We start from the raw sequence: 17,267 nt of genomic DNA, 5'->3' as shown, positions 1-17,267 counted from the left end.
CAGACGCGCCGTGGCTGGATTCCTGTGACATCCCTCGGGTCAAGCCCGAGGACAGGAATGAGGGAGCAAGCGGTGGCCAAAGAACTCTCCATCACTTCTTGATCGAAGCGTTCCAGAAATACGGCCACGGAGCCGGATCGACGCCTTCGAGCGTGACCGATTTCGCCGAGACGGCGTTGAAATCCCCGATCTTCATGAACGGCGCGTCTGTATAGATGGCCTTCTGGACATCGGCCCAGAGCGCGACGCGCTTTTTCGGGTCGACTTCGGAGGTGAAGGCATCGACGGCGGCCTTGCGGGCCGGCGTATCCCACCAGCCGGGCGAGCTGGTCGAGAGCGAGCCGATCAGCGCCGGCTCCGGCAGGAAGGGGCTGTGGGTGATGTAGATATCCCAGAGCTTCGGATCGGTGCGGCGCTGCGTCAGCGTCGCCCAGTCCACCACCTGCATATCGACGGTGAAGCCGGCAAGCTTCAGATATTCGGCGGCGACCTGCGCCATCTTGTAATGGAATTCATACTGGCGGCTGGTCAGGATCCGGATCGGCTCGCCGTTATAACCGGCCTTCTTGGCGGCAGCCGCCGCCCCTTCCGGATCGGCGACGTTATAGGCGCCCTCGACACCGGCATCCGTCGACCAGGAGAATGTCTTCGGATAGATGGCACCGTCGACCGCATAAAAATCCTTGCTGCCGAAGGCTGCGGCCAGCATGTCTTCCATGCTGAGCGCCTGGCGGATCGCCTTACGGACTTCGACATTCCCAGCAACACCTTCCTTCGTGTTGAAGACGAAGACCGGATAACCGAAGGGTTTTAGCATGACCGGCTGCGAGGCTGTGGAGGCCTTCACCTTGTCGTAGGATTCGACGGCGATCGAATCGACATAGTCATACTGGCCGGAGATCGCGGCCTCGACGCGGGTGTTCGGGTCCGGCACCGGCACGAAGCGGATTTCATCGAGATATTGATGGCGGGCGCCGCCATAACCATCACCCTCGCCTTCGCGGGACTTGTAGCCGTCGAAGCGGACGAGCTGGATATACTGGTCGGCCTTGCGCTCCTTCAGCATATAGGGGCCGGTGCCGATGAACTCCTTCATCGGCTCGTCCTGTTTTTCGGCAGGGATGATGATCGCCGCCGAATTGTTGAAGGCGAGCAGCGAGGTCAGCGGCGCATAGGGCTGCTTCAACGTGATCGTCACGGTTGCGGGATCGGCAGCAGTGATCTTGTCGATGAAGCCCGCCACCTGCTTGCCGCGCGAGGCGATCTTCATCCAGCGGCCGAGCGAAGCGACGACATCCTCCGAGGTCATGTCGCTATTGTCGTGGAACTTGATGCCGGTCCTGAGCTTGATCGTATAGGTTTTGCCGTCGGCGCTGATTTCAGGCAGGCTTTCGGCCAGCAGCGGCGTGACGTTCCAGCTCTTGTCGAACGTATAGAGCGTTTCGAAAATATGCTGCGTGACGATGCCGACGAGATCGGCCGTAGACGACATCGGATCGAGCGTCGGCGGCTCGCCGATCGTCGCAACATTGATGACGCCGCCCTTTTCCTGGGCAAAGAGGGTCGAAGGCAGGGCGACGAGCGCGGTGCCGAGCAGGAATGCGACAAGCGTTTTCATATGAGGGCTCCCGGTTAAGTTCCACAATTATGTAATTCATCTTTTTACAACAGAATAAGAGATGACGTGGTGGTGTCAAGCGGAAGCCGTCGATTATATCGTGGGACGAGGATCAGGAGGTCGGGAAGCGTGCGCCCTACTGGCCGCCTGCGCCAGGGTTGCGCATTATATCAGGGTGGAGAATCGACGGCGCCGGGGCTTCAACAGAGGGAGGACGAATGAACATCGATTTCAACGACGGAAAATGGCTGAACGAACCGGCCAGCTGGCACACCGACGACACTGCCCTCACCCTAACGACCGATGGGAAAACCGATTTCTGGCGCGAGACTTATTACGGCTTCACCCGCGATAGCGGTCACTTCCTCGCCTTTCCCACGACCGAGAGCTTCACTGCCCAGATCCGCATCCAAGGCGAATTCCGCACCCTCTATGACCAGGCCGGACTGATGGTGCGCCTCGACGAAAACCGCTGGGTCAAAACCGGCGTCGAATTCACCGACGGCGAAGCCTTCCTCAGCACCGTCGTCACCGACGGGAAGTCCGACTGGTCCGTGTCACAGCCCTTCAGGGAACTGGAAGATTTCCACATCCGCGTCACCGTCGCGGGCGGCGCCATGCGCATCCAGGCCTCCCGCGACAGCAGCCGCTGGCCGCTACTGCGGCTGGCGCCGTTCCCAATCGCCGACCGATACGAGGTTGGGCCGACAGCGTGCACGCCGGAACGCAGTGGATTGACGGTGCGCTTTTCCGAGTTTTCGATTGGCCCGGCGATTACGACGGATCTGCATGATTTGAGTTAGCGGCAACGTCAGACAATGACGCTTGGGAAAGCCTTTCATACAAGGCGCTGCACCTAGACGTTGTCAGAATGCAGTATAAAGAGGCCTGCCTCTGCGATCTCCTCCTTAAGGGTGCTTAAACAAGCGGCGTCCTCGATGATAAATAAGTCGGTTCGATCATAGCGTCCTAGCACGCGAGCCCCGTGACTCATAAAGTAGACGTCCATTGACCCTTGCTCCCGTAAGCTGTTGAGGAATATCCGGTCTAGCTCTTCGTCCGCTATATCGAGCCGGCGTAAGGGCCTTGGTCGGTTACAAATCACACCCCGTTTTGATAGCGATCGATAAAGCTCCAGGAATTTTTTTTCACCTTCCATGTATTCATCAATTTTTCCGCTGCTTCTAGCGATAGAATAACTTATTATCCGGGAATCTTCTGCTTCCCCTTTAGTGAGCCAATGATCGAATATCGAAACGTTAAGATATGTAAATCCTCCGTCACTTAAATCATCTTCGCTTAGATCCAAATCTGGAAAATGAATTTGATACGAACTAATGTTCGATGAATTTCTCATTTATACTTCCAACCGACTGATTTCATACAACTCTTTTTCGGTCGAGAGAACGACCTCTCATATCACCATAAGGGGCGCAGCAGTTTTGAAAGCCGTAAGCAATCGCGGCACATCTGATTCATCAACAGGAATTGGTTGCGATTTCGCAGAATCAAAGTGCGCCATAAATTCCTCGGGCATTCGCACTTTATACTTTTCGACCCGATGCAGTATTATCCCGTCCCAGAAATAAATCCCGTCCGAGAATACGACGTTCCGAACCAAATCAGCAGGGCTATACGGATCTGGCGTAGGGCTGACAAATTCAATAAGAACCAGTCCGCGCCTCAAATAGGCCGAAACTTCCTTTGCGAGTGACGCGGGCATTGTATTTATATTGCCTTGGATACTTTGAGTTATCGGCATCAGCTCGGCATATTGCTTTTCTCTGTACAGTACCAAGCGTTTTAGGTTCTCGACGGCATCATTTCGTCGCGTCATATCTCGTCTCAGTTCCTCGGGAGCCGGCATCGTTCAACTTCTATGCAGCTGCGTGTAGCCCGACGCTCATGTCGATCGAGCCCGCCACGGTGCCACGACGACCAGGTTCATTCTTGAACGCCGAAAGGGGCACCTTCGGCGCGTCAGGGCAGGACGTGCCAAAGACTTGCGTTCTCATCGTAGACGTTCTTGATACAGCCAGGACCGTAGCAAATCCCCTGAGCTTCCAAAAAGGGGCCGAGGCTCATGAAGCTTCCCTTCTCCCCTTTCTCGCTGTAGCGGTCGGCTTTGAGTTCTTCAATGTCATCCCGCCAAATTGCATCGCATTCCAGGCAAAACTGAACGATTTGGCCGGTTTTCATTACCCGAACAGGTACAACCCAACCCTGATTACATCGCCGGCACCATTTCTTGTGTGACATCATCCCCTATAGTGGCCCCTTTCAAATTCAGCTGCGTCTTTTGCTTCGCCTGGAGACCTTGTCCTCCCACTCGGCTTGAGTGATAACCTTGCCCGAATTTCCGACTTTCTTTCTTACGCCGCTTGGGGTCGTTCTGAAATGGATATCAAAACGCAGCCCGCATAAACACAGGCACACGGCTCACAGGTCAGGGTCGTCCTTGCAAGCTCCAGTCATCAGGCATTTGGAGCCGATTGATGTTTTATGGGGCAATTGCCCGAGGGCCTCGCACGTCCACATGTGTTTTGCGAAATTGGAATCAACTTCTGTGCCGTCAATCATGACCGTTCCGCCTCTGACAATGGGCTGGAACCGCCCGTCTCCAATCGCAATGGCGATTGCTCTAATCAATACATTCGCGGTTTGGCATGGCCGCATAGCCAGCGTAATCTTTCGCTGTTCAGCCTCTCCAAGCTCCGCCACGTCCGCCAGCTCAGACAGCAGAGGCCCATCCTCGGCTTGGATTTGCTTGCTGAGCGCTTTCAGGCCAGGCTTATCGGCCTTCTCAACCAGCCCGGCCAGTTTCACGGCCAACTGCTGAGCGCCGCTGCCGTCATTGAACCGTTCGAGTGCAGATATCAGCTGCGTCGAATCCGTAGCAAAGACGGACGCCGGCAGCGCAACGACCGCACAGAAAGCGGCGACCAATTTATTTCGGGGCATCCGAGGTACCTGCGACCAAAACTTGAATCGGCAATATCGCCCTGATCGTGTATCGGCACTGAGCGGACGGCTCAGGCAATTCTCAGAGATCGGCACTGGCTTCCGAGGACATCATCGGGGCGCGACTAATCTATGATCGTATATTCACGATCTAGTAAAATTTGGCGCCACCCGACAGTGGAATTAAATATAGCAAAATCCAATATATCATATCTATCATTTGCCGCCGTACTAACGGTTATTCTTGCGTTTGAGTAGTGAGTATATGTACCTCCTACACTCGGCAGGGCGCGATTACAAATTTCCTGCAGATCCCAATCGCCTACTTTTCCATGAGCCGCGGGTAGTGGCTCAACAAAATCGATCTCAAACTCGCGCCCAATGCGGCATATGCACGGTATATCCTTCTGCTTCAAGAGCCACTGAGACGCCAAATTTTGCTCAATTCGAAATTCCACCCACATCATGGCCTCCTTGGAACAACCACTATTCCGTTTTTCGTGAAATATTGGCTGAATGTTGTTTTGGGACTGAAATATTGAACTCCATGAGGGTCTCGAATCGCGACAACCTCTACGCCATTTCTCGTTGTCACACCATCGACGACAATTGCATGCGAAAAACCGCTGCTCTCATCGTAAATTTGAACAATCACCGGCGTACCGTCAGATGTATAGCGCGCCAGATCGGCTACATTTCGCTTGGCAAAAACATTGGCTGCCACCCCTTGCTCTCTCAAAAGTCCAACTATCTGATCGATTTCTATTCCGTTCGCATTGGGGGGAACAGCTGCTATTAGATCTTCAACATCGACAGGTCTCCCCAATGTATCCAATACCATACCGCAGGAATTATGACCGCAGGTGGGCGCTTGACCCTGATCGAGTAGCAGGCGATTGCCGTTTCTGGGCATCGCATCTGCTCTCAGCGGATTGTTTGGCGCCGACACGCCCCCTGTGACAAATTCTCCTGTCTGGGGATTTAGCTCAATATTGTTGAGCGCGGAGCGGACACTGCTATCGGCCGCATCACTCACCTTGAAGCGTATCGCAAGCGCCTCACCGCCTGACGTTACGAGCGTGGCTGCGATAAGACCGAGATCGAGAGCAAGCTGAATCTTCTGCGCTTCTTCGTCCGAATAATTCTGCTTCTTGAGCAGGGAAACCAGCAGGCTATCGGCTTCCTTGCCGGTGATGAGCGTTTCCGTATAGCCAACCAAATGGTTGGCACTGTTCATCGCTGTAGCAATCGCAGCAATACACGCCGCCGTTCCAACGTTGCACAGCGCGGCAACACCGACCGTGCCTGCGACCTCAAGGATCGCCGACATGCCCGCATTGGTTCGAGCAATCTGGGCCATTGCTCCGTCGATCGCGTCCGGTATCGAGCCACCTTTGTTGACAGCGTCAGCTACGTATCTAGCAAGGATCACATCGAGATAGACTGCGCCCTTGCCCGGAGTGAATTGGGCCAGCGTATCTGCGTCGAAGTCCAGATTTAACGAGCTATCCCCGGGTTGCTGATCGGGGAAGACATCAATGCCTGCTCTATCCAATCTTGAGGCGAACTTCAGGAAATCCTTGATCATCGAACGGCAGGTGTCCGAGGCGGGATTCTGCTGGCAGACCGCCATCATCACGATGTCATTCTGTAGTGACTGCTGCTGGTAACCTCTGACTTTCGCCCATTCAGCATCGCAATCGGACTGGCATGCCTCAGCTTCCTTGAGGGCCTTTACCGCCTCAAACAGCTCCTTGTCCGCAAGATAATTGTACTGATAATTCGCCGCACCATATGCGGCACCTTCACCACCGCCGACCGCACCACCAATAGCGGCCGCCAAGCTGGCTCCGATCAACCTGGCAAGTGCTGCACCTTCTTTTGTCCCGTCATATTTGGTGCCTTTGAGCATGCCCTCGACCAGTTTGTCGATTGCAGAACCGAGCATAGTGGTAGCTGCACCACCAAGCGCACCCTTTAGAGCTCCTTCCCAGCCATTGACGCCGCCGAGAATTCCGCCGCCAATGGCATGCAGCAGAGCTCGCCCGGCTCCATCCTTACCCCAAAAGTCTTGTTCCGCCTGCGTCGTAGCTTTCAGCATCAGGTCGTTGGCGATATCGGCCACCAAGCCCGCCATCGTCGCCTGCGCTTCCTGCAGATCGGCTTGCGTCTTGTACTGATCGCGCAGGATGTTTTGCAGATCCGGCAGGCCGGGCAGCGAGGTGTTGGTGTTATCGGTGTCGCGGCGGATCGTACCGATGTCCTGCGTCTGATGCTCGGGATCGGTGATGGTGATGCCGATGTTGCCACCGATGGCTGAATAGGCCTTGCCGGTTTCGCTCTCCCCATCGTTGACCTTTGCAAGGCTCAGGCCGCCGGAGCCGATCGAGGCGCCGTAGGTGTCGGCTTTCCAGCGCGAATGGGTGTCGACATCGGAAACTTCGAGCGTGCCGGTTTCGAGATGGTTCAGTTCCGCCGGCGCCTGACTGGTAATCAGGCCGCCCACCAGCGTCGTCTTCTTGTCGACGGTCAAATCAAGACCGCCAATGCCGGCATGGATGCCGGATTGCTCGGAGACGATGGCGGCGTCACCCGTCGCCTTCTGCGTTGAGCCGGAGGCGCTGAAACCGTCGGTGCCGATCGAACCGGAGAGATTGAGCTGGCGGGCCTCGGCAGTCGCCGTATCCACCAGGCTTTCGACCGTCAGGTTACGCACGGCGGCGGTCACCGAGTTTCCGGTGACGGTAGCACCCCTCAAAGTGAGGTCGTTGGTAAGAATGGTGACGTCGCCGGTGCCGTTGACATGGGTGTTGTAATTCGTCAGCCCCGTCGTACCGTCGTTGCCCTTGCCGTAGGAACCGCTGACGCTGACCCCGGGCACGCACTTCGACTTCGTGCTGCACTCCCACTTGACGCCGACGCCGACACTATAAGACGAGTTCTGGCTTGCAGTATCGGATGTGCCGGTCGCGGCATTGAGGGTAATATTGCCCTTCTCGGCCGACAGGACGATGTCACCGGCAAGCGGATCGTCAGAGATTGTGGGCAGGCCGAACTTATCGTAGCCGGCGGCAATCTGAGCGCCGTCGCTTGTGATCGAGCCATTCTCAGCCTCCAGCGCGATCGAGCGGCTGGCACGGATATCGGTGACGACGGGCGTCGAGGATGATGAGGACGAACTGTTTTCCTGATGGTTAACGCCAGCTGATAGCGAGACCGAGAAGTTGAGGCCTTTCGCGTCAAGAGACGTATCCGTCAGTTGCTTATAGGCTTCCTTCAGGCCCTTGTAGCCTTGATAGAAGCCGAGACCGGCAATGGCGGTGTTGGTGACCGCGTTGACGCGGGTATCGCCGGCAAGGCGCTCGGCCGAGTTCATGATGCTGCTGGCGGCTTGGCTCACCTGACTGGAGACGCTGAGCGTCACGCCGGCAAAGGTCTTCTCGTGTATCTCCTCGTAATTGGTCTTATCCGCAGCCGACAGAAGATTGATGTCGTTGGCAGCAAACAAGTTGACGTCGCGTTCAGCCGAAGCCTGCGCAGCCTGCAGGTTGATATTGTTGCCGGCAGAGATGTTGAGATCGCGGCCAGCAGACAGCGTCGACGCCGCATTGGTGTCGGACTGCTGCGCTGAACTGTCCTTACTCGTTTGCGCGCCGATGCCTATGGAGATGCCGCCATTGCCGGCAGAGAAGGACAGGCCGAAGCCGGACTTCTTCTCCTGTTCGGACTGCGAGAAGCTTTCCGCGCCGGGCGTCACGTTGACGTCGCGGGCCGCCGACAGGTTGATGTCGCGCTCGGCATCGACAGAGGAACCCATAATGTTCAGGTCGGTCGCCTTCGCCGTAAGGTTTACGTCCTCGCCAGCGGAAAGCGCTGAGCCGACATTGAGGGTCGAAGCCTGGGCGCCCTTGTTCTGCTGACTGCCGTAGATCGAAATGAAGCCGCCACCGCCGCCGACGCCGAAGCCGGACTTCTTGCGCTGCTCTTCGAGCTCGTGCGTTTCCTGCGCCCCGACGATGGAGACACTGTCGCCGGAGATGTTGATGGAGCCGTCGGCATCCGCCTTCGAGCCGGCGATTACTGCCGCGCCGCCGGCGCTCAGATTGATGTTGCCGGATGCGCCGAGTTCGGAGGCGACGGTCGTTTCGTCATAGCTTTTGTGGCTGGAGGAGCCTTTGGATAGGAAGCCGCTGCGCGACCCCTTGTCATCCTTGGCTGTAGTGTCTTTGCCGGAGGCGATGACGAGGTTCCCGCCCGCGGTGATGTTCAGGTCGGCTGGAGTGGTGCCGTCTTCCTTGCCGGCTTCGATCTTCGAGGCGGAGATGACCGTATCCTTGCCGGATTCAATATCGACGCCGCCACCGCCTGTGATGGCGGAGCCGACGGCCGTCGTCGTTTCCAGATGCGTGGTCGTCTTCTCGCTCGTGCCGAGGAAACCGCCCTTGCTGCTGAGCTTGGTGTCGAGGGTGGCGGTGTCGGTGGCTTCGGCGATCGTCACGTCGCCATCGGCCTTGAGGCCGACCTTGCCATCGGCGGCAAGCTTGCTGCCGACGATGTTGAGATCGTGATCGCCGCTGCCGTTGCCCGCTTTCACCGAGAGATCGCCGCCAGCCGATATTTCCGAGCCGACATGGGTGATCGACGAGGCGGACTTCTTGCCGAAGGTGGATGCCGAGTGCTCCTGCGCGGCAGTGATATTGATATCGTCGCCGGCGCTCAGCGCGACATTGCCGCCGGCCTTGACGGAGGAGCCGGAGAGCAGGATGTCGTCGCCGGCCTTGATGGTCGCATTCGTGCCTGATGAAAGCTGCGATTGCTGCTGGTCGGTGGAAAGCGTCCTGGTGTAGCCGGACTGGTTGTTGCGGGCGACATCGGCCGAGACGACGGCCACCGAACCGTTGTCGGCGGTCACGTCAAGCGTCGTTCCCGCCTTGGCGGAACTGCCGATGACATTGACGTTGTCGGTTGCCTTGATCGTCAGGGCTCCGCCGCTGGCGATCTGGGTACCGGTGGCATTCTGCTGACCACCGTTATCGACCTTGGCGGCTCCGAGCGTGACATTGGTGCCGGAAAGCTGGGCGGAGCCGCCGGCGTTCACCTTGACGCCCTTCAGCGCCAGATCGCCGCTGCCGCCGGCAAGCTGCACGTTGCCCGATGCCGTCACGCCGGCATTGGTGTTGACCATGTTCTGGCCGCCGATCGTCATGGTCTGGGCGGCGAGCGTGATGCCGTTGGTGGCGTTGAGCACCGTGTCGCCGCGCGACAGGAACGTTCCGCTGCCCTGAATGGTCTTGCCGGCGATGGTAAGCCCGCCGGCGGAGGCGATCAGGCCGGAGTTGGCGAGATCGCCGACATTCATGTCGACCGAGCCGCCCGCCATGGCTGCGCCGGCTCCGGTGAGCTTCTGCCGATCGGCGGCCGCGACGTAGACGACGGGGGCGAGCACCTGGACGCCGTTGACGGTCTGCATCTGGTAGAGGACGATCGACTCGGTGAGGGCTGCCGCCTGCTCCGGCGTGAGACCTTGGCCGACGGCCAGGCCGTGATCCTTCGCATAGGTCACGCCGTTGTCGAGCAGGGTCTTCATCTGCTCGATCGCGCTGTTGCCGGCAATGAAGGTGCTTCTGCCGAGCCCTTCGCCGACGAGCTGCCGCAACTGCGTGTCGATCAGCTGGTTCTCGAAATAGGCGTCGCCCAGGAAGGGAACCGTGGTATCCGGTTGATAGCCGATGTGGTCCATGAAATAGGCGGAGCCGTAGAAGGTGCCGACATCAAGGAACTTGGCGCGGGTTTCGAACAGGAAGATCTGGCCGGGGATCTGCTTGCCGAAACCGCCCGATTGCGGATTGGTCGAGGCGATAAGGGTGGTGCCGAGGCCCGAGTTGACGTTGAAGAGGGCGCCGCCGGCCGTCAGGCCGGAGAGCGCCGACAGCGGATCGCCGGGGTTGCTTGCGGCGGCGACGCTGGCGCCGCCGGCCATCGAGCCGGCTGCCGAGGTGTTGTTGACGCTGCCGAAATCGACGGAGAGCGCTCCGCCGGCCTTGATATTGGCCGAGACGCCGCCGATCGCCTGGACGGAGCTGACGATCGTTGTGCCGTTGGCGATGTTCTTCGAAGGATTGGCGTGGCCGTTGGCATCATAGGCAGTGCAGGCGCCCTGGGCGCTGCAGGTCGTCGTCGTCGTGCGGAAGAGGGTGACACCGGTGTTGGTCAGCGTCGAGCCCTTCAGCGTCGCGTCGCCGCCGGCCTCGATCGAGCTGTAGGAATTGGTGAGATTGGTGGCATCGATGGTGAGGTTGCGGCTCGCCCGGATCGTCGCTTCGGGGCTGAGCGTGCCGGTCAGGCGGTCCTCGTAGACCGACTGGCTGAGATGGGACGACCAGTCCCATGAATAGGTGGTGCTTTCGTCCGAGCCGCTGAAATTCACCTCGTCGACGATGAAATAGCGCGACGGATTGTTGGGATCGGCAACCGGGTTGCCGTTCGCATCCCTCGGCACCCTTGCCCTGATCCAGTCGATGATCGGCGTGACCTTTTCCGGTCCGTCGGCCGAGATCCAGGTCCACGCGCGGTAGGTCGTGCCGTCGGCAAGCGTCGCCTTCGACCAGAGCAGCGGCTCATAATCCTGCCACAGCCCCGGATCGACGCCGGCATAGAGCTGGAACATGTTCTGGTCTGCGGTCTCGAGATACCCGAAAGGCAGGCCGGCGGCGGCGGGATTGAGCGTGAAGCCGGTGACGACGCCGGAGGAAATCAGCGTCCCGGTCGTCCATTGCGGCGTGGCGGTCCGCTTGTTGATCAGGTTGCCGGTCAGGATCGACATGTCGTTTCCGGCCTGGATGAGGCCGGAAATATTGGTGACCTCAGTGTTTCTCAGCCCCGATGCCGTTCCGGCGATCTCAAGGTCGTTGCCGGCGAGGATGGCACCCTGATTGTTGGTGAGCACCCCGCCGATGAACAGGCGGGCGTCGTTGCCGGCATAGGCAAGGCCCGTGGCTGTGTTGGTGAAGTTGCCGGAAATGTTGAGGGTCAGATCGTCGCCGGCCGCCAATTGTCCGGCATTGGTGAGCGATAGCAGCGTCAGCGTCAGGTCGTCGTCGGCAAGCAGCGCCGTGCCGGCGGAGGTGGAGAGGCCGTCGGCATTGATGACGATGTCGCCCGAACCACCGGCATCGGTGATGGCATTGATCTTGGCGCCGCTGAGATCGGCCGTGCCGGTGAGATTGAGGGCGAAGCCACCGAGCGTGAGGCTGCTATTGCTGAGATCGGCGCTATCGGCGTTGAATGTCAGCGTGCCGCCGACGGCGATGTTGCCGGCGGCGCCATTGGAGAGATCGACGTTGGTGGTGGTGAAGGCCAGGTTGCCGGTGGTGCTGGTGGGATTGCCGTAACTGATCTGGCCCGCGGCCGTGAGCGCTGCGCTGCCGAGGCTCTGGAGCTTGTTATAGGCAATATTCTGGCTCGCCGTGGCCGAAAGATTGCCGCTGCTGAGCAGCGCGTCGCCGACGACGATCGAACCGTTTGTGGCGGTTAGGCTCATGTCGCCCGCCTGCTGTAGCACCAACGTGCCGTTGGCGGACTGGGCGGTGGCGGCGAAATCGACGCCGGAGGCGACGGTTGCAGCTGCAATCGAACCGCCTGAAGCCGTGACGTCGCCCTGCGCCAGCACATCGCCGGATATGCCGATGTCGGCACCGGCGGAAAGCGTGAGATTCTTGCCGCTGACAAGCGAGGCTGCGGCGATCGAGCCTGATGTCGCGGTGATCGTCAGCGCATCGGCGCTGTTTGCCGCGCCGGCAATCTGGATGTTGCCCGCGGTCGCGGACAGGGTGAGCGCATTGCCGGCGACGACGCTGCCGGCCGAAATGCCGTTCGATGACGACATCACCACGTTTGCGGCGCTGTTGACCTCGCCGCTGGCACTCAACAGACCGCTGCCGCTTGAAAGCACGATATCGCCATCGGCGGCGACCGTATCGAGGGTGATACCCTGATCCGCCTGAACCTCGACCTTTGCTTTCGAGGTGACCTTGGCAGCCGTCACCTTCGCCTTCGAGGAGATCGTAACACCCTGTTGGCCGGAGACGTTGCCGAGCGAGATCTTGCCGTCGGCCGACAAGGACAGCTCGTTGGTGTTGGCGGCAAGGTTGCCGCTCATGCGCACGCCGGCGCCGTTTTCGGTGACGACCATCTTGATGCGCCCGGCCTGCATCGCACCGAGCGCCGAACCGTCGATGGCGTATTGCGGCGTCCCCGACGTCGCCGACAGCGCCGTCGCATTTCCGGTCGCATAGTCGAATTTGTTGCGCCCGGCGGTCACCCGAATATCGTTGCCGTAAATGGCGCCGTCGATCGTCACCGCACGGGAGACGACATCGAAAAGGTCGACGCTGCCGGCGCCGGCGGCAAGGTTGGCGCCCTTGGAGCCGAAGCTGATATCGCCACCGTTGACGGTGAAGCCCTTCAGCGCACCATCCGCGCCGACATCGGGCACGCCCGTCGTCAGCGTCGCATGCGGCGTGTTGATGAAGCCGCAGCCGTCGCAGGTGATGCCGTTCGGGTTGGCGATGACAACATCGGCGCGCCCGCCGAACACCTCGATCGCGCCGTTCAAGGCCGAACGGTTGCCGCTGGTGACTTCGTTCAGGATGACCGTCGCCGGCCCCGACGTGTTGAGATTGGCATTGCCGGGCGTGACGCCGCCGAGACTGGAGTTGCCGATCTCACCCTTGAAGTTGTTGAGGATCAGTCCCGGCGTGCCGACGTTGAAATTGTCGTATTTGTTGTGCGACAGGCCCTGGCTATTCGGCGTGACGATGTCGATGAGCGGCACGCCATTGCGTGCCGAACCGACACCCGGCTGATTGGCGGCCGGCGCCGTGGTGCTTGCCGAGACCGACTGGGCATTGGCAAGCATCGGCTGAAAGACCAGCAGTGCGCTGAGCACGAGCGCAAGCGAGCGATGGGCGAACCTGCCAAACCGGTAAGCAAGGCCCCTGGCATTCGAACCAAAATTGGCTTCTACACGCATCGTTTCGTCTTTCCAAACGCACAACTGGTTTTGTGTCTCGACATCAATCGTGGCCGGCGCTGCCTTCCCGGCAGCGCCTCGCCTCGTCTCGCTATTTCTGGGTGAGCCAGGTCTTCACATTGCGCGTGAAGGACTTGGACAGGCGCTGTGCCATGACGTCAGGCGCGCCGGATGTTGTCGCCGCATTGACCGCGACGGCGATGATCACGCCGTAACCGCTTCCGCGCATGGAGAGGTCTTCGCCATGGATGTTTTGTGCCTGCGCGATCAACTGCCCGGTCTTGGCATCCTCCAGCCGAACGGTTCCGTCGATCATGCTGTCGTGACCGCCGATGATGCGGGCCTGCTTTGTGGTGACGTCGAACACATGCAGCGTCACGACCAGCCTGCCCCTGTCAGGGCCGCCCGGCACACCGATCAGTTCCTTCGACATCGTGGCCTGGAGGGTGCGAACCGCATCCTGAACCTGCTGTTCCGGCTTCTCGCCAAAACCGAATGTCTTGACGTCGGGAGCCAGCTCGATCCGGATCTCGCGCACGGACGTCCGCTGGAGGGCAGCAATCAGCCGGGGATCTGTCCTCGCGGTGACGCAGGACGCCAGGGTCGCCGCCAGCAGGAGAAGGCTTAGAAAACGCACGATACGCATACGAAACTCCGAAAGTCATTGATAAGGTTCAGGTGCCCGCCAAATTCAGTTTCGGCTGTCCGAGGACGATGCCGGCTTTGGTTTGCTGTCGAGATGCTTGTAGAGCTCGGTCAGCTGGGACTTTGGCGCCGGGCATCCCTTCGATTTGGCGATGCTGGTCAGGACGTTGTTCCTGTTGCGCAATGCATCGATCTCGACCTTCTCGGGCGATTTCGGGTCCATGAAAAACAGCGCCGGCAGAAACAGCAGCACACCGGTCGCCCCGAGCACGATGTTCTTGCCTTGGGCATCGGTGCGCTCTTTCACCGTCGAGGTGATCTGCCGTTCGTTGGCCTCGAATTCCCGCGCGATGCCGGCGCAATCGAAAGCGCTGTCGGTCGGGTTGGTCGAAGCCACAGGGCGTGCCTCCCGCCCGGCGCAGCCGGCAAGCGAGATGGAAAGAGCAAGGATCAGCGCCGTCGATCTTGAAAGGGTTTTGGCGTGCTTGTTCGTCGAAATAGTGCGGGTGGTCATTGTCCTGCTTTCGTTACCAATGAGCGGATGCGCTGAAATAAAAGAGCCCGCCGTCGACATCGTCGAGGCTGCTTGCAACAATGTCGGAATAGCCGAGGTCGGCGCTGATATTGCCGCCGACGGCGCGGATGCCGGCGGTCCAGCTGGCGAGGTCGCCGCCTGATATGTCGAAGCGTTTTTGCGCATAGACGTGGCCGTAATCGAAGCCGAGATAGGGGCGCAGTTCGCCGAATGCCTTCGCCGCCGCGCCGCCGCCCTGGTTGGACCCCGTTCTCCAGACGATTTCGTTGTGGCTGAACATGCCATTATTGCCGAAGAGCACGCTTTCGCGCGTGCCGCGGACATTGCTGTAGCCGCCGAGCGAGATCTGTTCGGCCCCGAGCAGATTGTCGGGGGAATATTGAGCGCTGAGCAGCGAGGTGAATTCGAACCGCCGGCCGGCGGCCTGGAATGGCTGAGTCACGCTGACGGTGGCGTTGAATTTCGAAAATCGCGGATCGGCATTGCCGGCACCCGGATCCCCTGGGTCGACCGCATCGAAGAGACCGAGCCCCTTGTCGAAGCTGGCGTCGAACATCCAGATGCCGCCGAACATGCGGCGGGAATGGGAAATGCCGATATCGCCGACCGTATAGCGGCGGCTGCCGACCTCGATCAGATTGCCGAGCAGGAAGTTGTTGGTCTGCTTGTAGGTCAGGCCGCTGCGGACGGTTGTGATCGAATCCTTGTCGCGAGAGATAACGCGATCGATACCGAGACCGACCTGCCCCGAATTGCCGGAGGTTTCGAGCGTGCTGAAGTTTCCCTCGACCGCACTTTCATATTGGTACCAGGAGCCGTTCAGCGAGAGGGTGGAATAACCGTAGGGCACGCTGACGCTGCCGGAATAGCTGTTGCCATATCCCCTTCCGTCATCGCTCCATGGATAGCTTGGGCCGCTATGTTCGTAGGAAAAATTCCACTGGTCGTTGATGCCGAGCAGATCGTCGTAGCCGAGCGATGCCGAGCTGCGGGAAAAGCCGGTGCTCTCCTGCCCCATGTTGTTGTTGCCGAAGGAGACATGCCAGGGCCGGCCCGGCCGGTTTTCGATGTTGAGGATCGAGGTTCCGTCCTTCGGGCCGGGCAGCATCGCCGATTTGGCGTCGTTGGCCTGCAGCCGGTTCATCTGGTCGAGGCCCTGCTCGATATCGCGGATATTGACGACGCGGCCGATCAGGCCGGGAAAGGCGGTCGCCAGCGAAGCATTGCCGGCCACTTTCCGGCCATTGAGATAGATGTCGGAGAGCGTGCCTTCGACGACCAGCAGACGGAGGATCCTGGTCGTGCGGATATCCTGCTGCGGCACATAGGCGCGCGAGGTCACATAGCCATGATCGATATAGAGATGCGTGACATCCCTCAGGACCGCATTGATCTCGGCGAGGCCGACGCAGCGGTTGCCGTAAGGCGCCGTCACCTTGCCGATCTCCTGGGCCGACAGCAGGCTCGCCCCATCGATCTCGACCCGCGTGATGTCGAAACAGGCGCCGTTGCCCGGTGCGGCGGGCAAAGCGCCGTTTTCCGCATCCGTGCCGCCGCCTGGTGTGGCGCGCCGCAGGGCATCAAGTCGCTGCGTCTGCGACTGCTCTTCCTGGCGGCGGTTGAAATCATCGGCAGGCGTTTGCGCGTAAGCGGGGGCGATCACCACTGCGAGGGCGGCGCCGGCAATCAGAAAGTATCGAATTTCTATGGTCATTGGTGAAATTCGGCTACTTCGCGGCGACGGACTGAAGCTCGTCGAGGGCCGGCTTCAGCCCCTTCAGCGAGAAGCGGATATTGACGTCCTGGCCATTCATCAGCCGCACCAGCCCCTCGGCCGCCGCGCCCTTCTTCAGCGCCGCGGTCATTTTCGTATCCAGCGCCAGCTGCGCCCAGCATCCGGTCTGGTTGCAATTGCGGTAATCGAGCTTGGCGACGGGCTTGCCGTCGGCCTTGATCGACAGGCCCGAGGGCAGGAAAACATTGAGCGGCAGAAGGGCGGTCAGCATCAGCCGCGGCTTGCCCTTGCCCTTGTCGGAAGGTGCGGCAGGCGCGGCCGGCGGCGCCGAGATCGCCAGCGTCAGGATATTGACGGGTTTGCCGTCCCTGGCGACTTGCGCCACCTGAGCGACTTCGCAGGCCTCGGTGCCTGCCGAACCCGTGCAGCGATAATACCAGTCGTCGAATTTCTGCGATTTTATCGCCGGCGCAGGTTGCGCCGGCGCCTGTTCCGGTTCTTGACCATCAGGAGATTGCGAAAAGGATGGGCTCGTGCAGGCGATCGATATCAGAATGGGGGCGATCGTCCAAAGGACCCGCTTCATGCCGCTTTTCAAAAATTTCTTCATTTAAAATGCAACTTCAGGAAGATTTTATTTTGGTTGGAAGTCATATCGCTACAATCCGCAATTTGGTCAACCTTAACGTGTCAGCACGGTAAAGTTTGCGTTAGGTATTTATTTCGCGTTCTGGGAGATTAC

10 protein-coding genes are annotated in these 17,267 nt (G+C 59.5%); 1 reads left to right on the top strand and 9 read right to left on the bottom strand.

Annotation, left to right across the window (positions count from 1 at the left end; all coding sequences use genetic code 11):
• Positions 1–91: 91 nt before the first annotated feature.
• A complete protein-coding gene (locus tag CO671_RS27555; RefSeq protein WP_097608602.1) occupies positions 92–1,618 on the bottom strand; it encodes an ABC transporter substrate-binding protein in 1,527 nt (508 codons plus the stop codon).
• Positions 1,619–1,836: 218 nt separating this feature from the next.
• Between CO671_RS27555 and CO671_RS27550 the strand changes: the two genes are divergently transcribed.
• Positions 1,837–2,421, top strand: a complete 585-nt coding sequence (locus CO671_RS27550) for a DUF1349 domain-containing protein (RefSeq protein WP_097608601.1) — start codon at positions 1,837–1,839, stop codon at positions 2,419–2,421.
• A gap of 53 nt (positions 2,422–2,474) precedes the next feature.
• On the opposite strand, the gene CO671_RS33470 is transcribed toward CO671_RS27550, so the two are convergent.
• The 8 genes from CO671_RS33470 to CO671_RS27505 all read right to left on the bottom strand — a co-directional run bounded on the left by CO671_RS33470 (position 2,475) and on the right by CO671_RS27505 (position 17,135).
• Positions 2,475–2,975, bottom strand: coding sequence for a hypothetical protein (locus tag CO671_RS33470; RefSeq protein WP_141514287.1), 501 nt, complete (start codon positions 2,973–2,975; stop codon positions 2,475–2,477).
• 57 nt (positions 2,976–3,032) lie between these two features.
• Entirely contained in the window at positions 3,033–3,485 is a 453-nt protein-coding gene (locus CO671_RS27540; RefSeq protein WP_141514286.1) for a hypothetical protein, read from the bottom strand.
• Between the two features lie 572 nt (positions 3,486–4,057).
• A complete protein-coding gene (locus tag CO671_RS27530) occupies positions 4,058–4,564 on the bottom strand; it encodes a hypothetical protein (RefSeq protein ID WP_245423760.1) in 507 nt (168 codons plus the stop codon).
• Positions 4,565–5,042: 478 nt separating this feature from the next.
• Entirely contained in the window at positions 5,043–13,610 is an 8,568-nt protein-coding gene (locus CO671_RS27525; RefSeq protein WP_097608596.1) for a hemagglutinin repeat-containing protein, read from the bottom strand.
• 91 nt (positions 13,611–13,701) lie between these two features.
• On the bottom strand, positions 13,702–14,256 hold the full coding sequence (locus CO671_RS27520; RefSeq protein ID WP_097608595.1) for a hypothetical protein: 555 nt from the start codon (positions 14,254–14,256) through the stop codon (positions 13,702–13,704).
• A gap of 45 nt (positions 14,257–14,301) precedes the next feature.
• On the bottom strand, positions 14,302–14,769 hold the full coding sequence (locus CO671_RS27515; protein ID WP_097608594.1) for a hypothetical protein: 468 nt from the start codon (positions 14,767–14,769) through the stop codon (positions 14,302–14,304).
• A 13-nt stretch (positions 14,770–14,782) separates the two neighbouring features.
• A complete protein-coding gene (locus CO671_RS27510) occupies positions 14,783–16,504 on the bottom strand; it encodes a ShlB/FhaC/HecB family hemolysin secretion/activation protein (RefSeq protein ID WP_097608593.1) in 1,722 nt (573 codons plus the stop codon).
• Between the two features lie 13 nt (positions 16,505–16,517).
• On the bottom strand, positions 16,518–17,135 hold the full coding sequence (locus CO671_RS27505; RefSeq protein WP_097608592.1) for an invasion associated locus B family protein: 618 nt from the start codon (positions 17,133–17,135) through the stop codon (positions 16,518–16,520).
• Between the last annotated feature and the right edge of the window lie 132 nt (positions 17,136–17,267).

The sequence above is a fragment of the Rhizobium sp. M10 genome, from assembly GCF_002531955.1.
Lineage (GTDB): Bacteria > Pseudomonadota > Alphaproteobacteria > Rhizobiales > Rhizobiaceae > Rhizobium > Rhizobium etli_C.
Note: the sequence above shows the minus strand (reverse complement) of the source record. Positions and strands in the feature narration are given on the sequence as shown.

What these genes read in the sequence shown, in the direction of transcription:
- CO671_RS27555 (WP_097608602.1), bottom strand. Translation starts at nt 1,618, where the DNA reads ATGAAAACGCTTGTCGCATTCCTGCTCGGCACCGCGCTCGTCGCCCTG.
- CO671_RS27540 (WP_141514286.1), bottom strand. Translation starts at nt 3,485, where the DNA reads ATGCCGGCTCCCGAGGAACTGAGACGAGATATGACGCGACGAAATGAT.
- CO671_RS27505 (WP_097608592.1), bottom strand. Translation starts at nt 17,135, where the DNA reads ATGAAGAAATTTTTGAAAAGCGGCATGAAGCGGGTCCTTTGGACGATC.
- CO671_RS27520 (WP_097608595.1), bottom strand. Translation starts at nt 14,256, where the DNA reads ATGCGTATCGTGCGTTTTCTAAGCCTTCTCCTGCTGGCGGCGACCCTG.
- CO671_RS33470 (WP_141514287.1), bottom strand. Translation starts at nt 2,975, where the DNA reads ATGAGAAATTCATCGAACATTAGTTCGTATCAAATTCATTTTCCAGAT.
- CO671_RS27510 (WP_097608593.1), bottom strand. Translation starts at nt 16,504, where the DNA reads ATGACCATAGAAATTCGATACTTTCTGATTGCCGGCGCCGCCCTCGCA.
- CO671_RS27525 (WP_097608596.1), bottom strand. Translation starts at nt 13,610, where the DNA reads ATGCGTGTAGAAGCCAATTTTGGTTCGAATGCCAGGGGCCTTGCTTAC.
- CO671_RS27550 (WP_097608601.1), top strand. Translation starts at nt 1,837, where the DNA reads ATGAACATCGATTTCAACGACGGAAAATGGCTGAACGAACCGGCCAGC.
- CO671_RS27515 (WP_097608594.1), bottom strand. Translation starts at nt 14,769, where the DNA reads ATGACCACCCGCACTATTTCGACGAACAAGCACGCCAAAACCCTTTCA.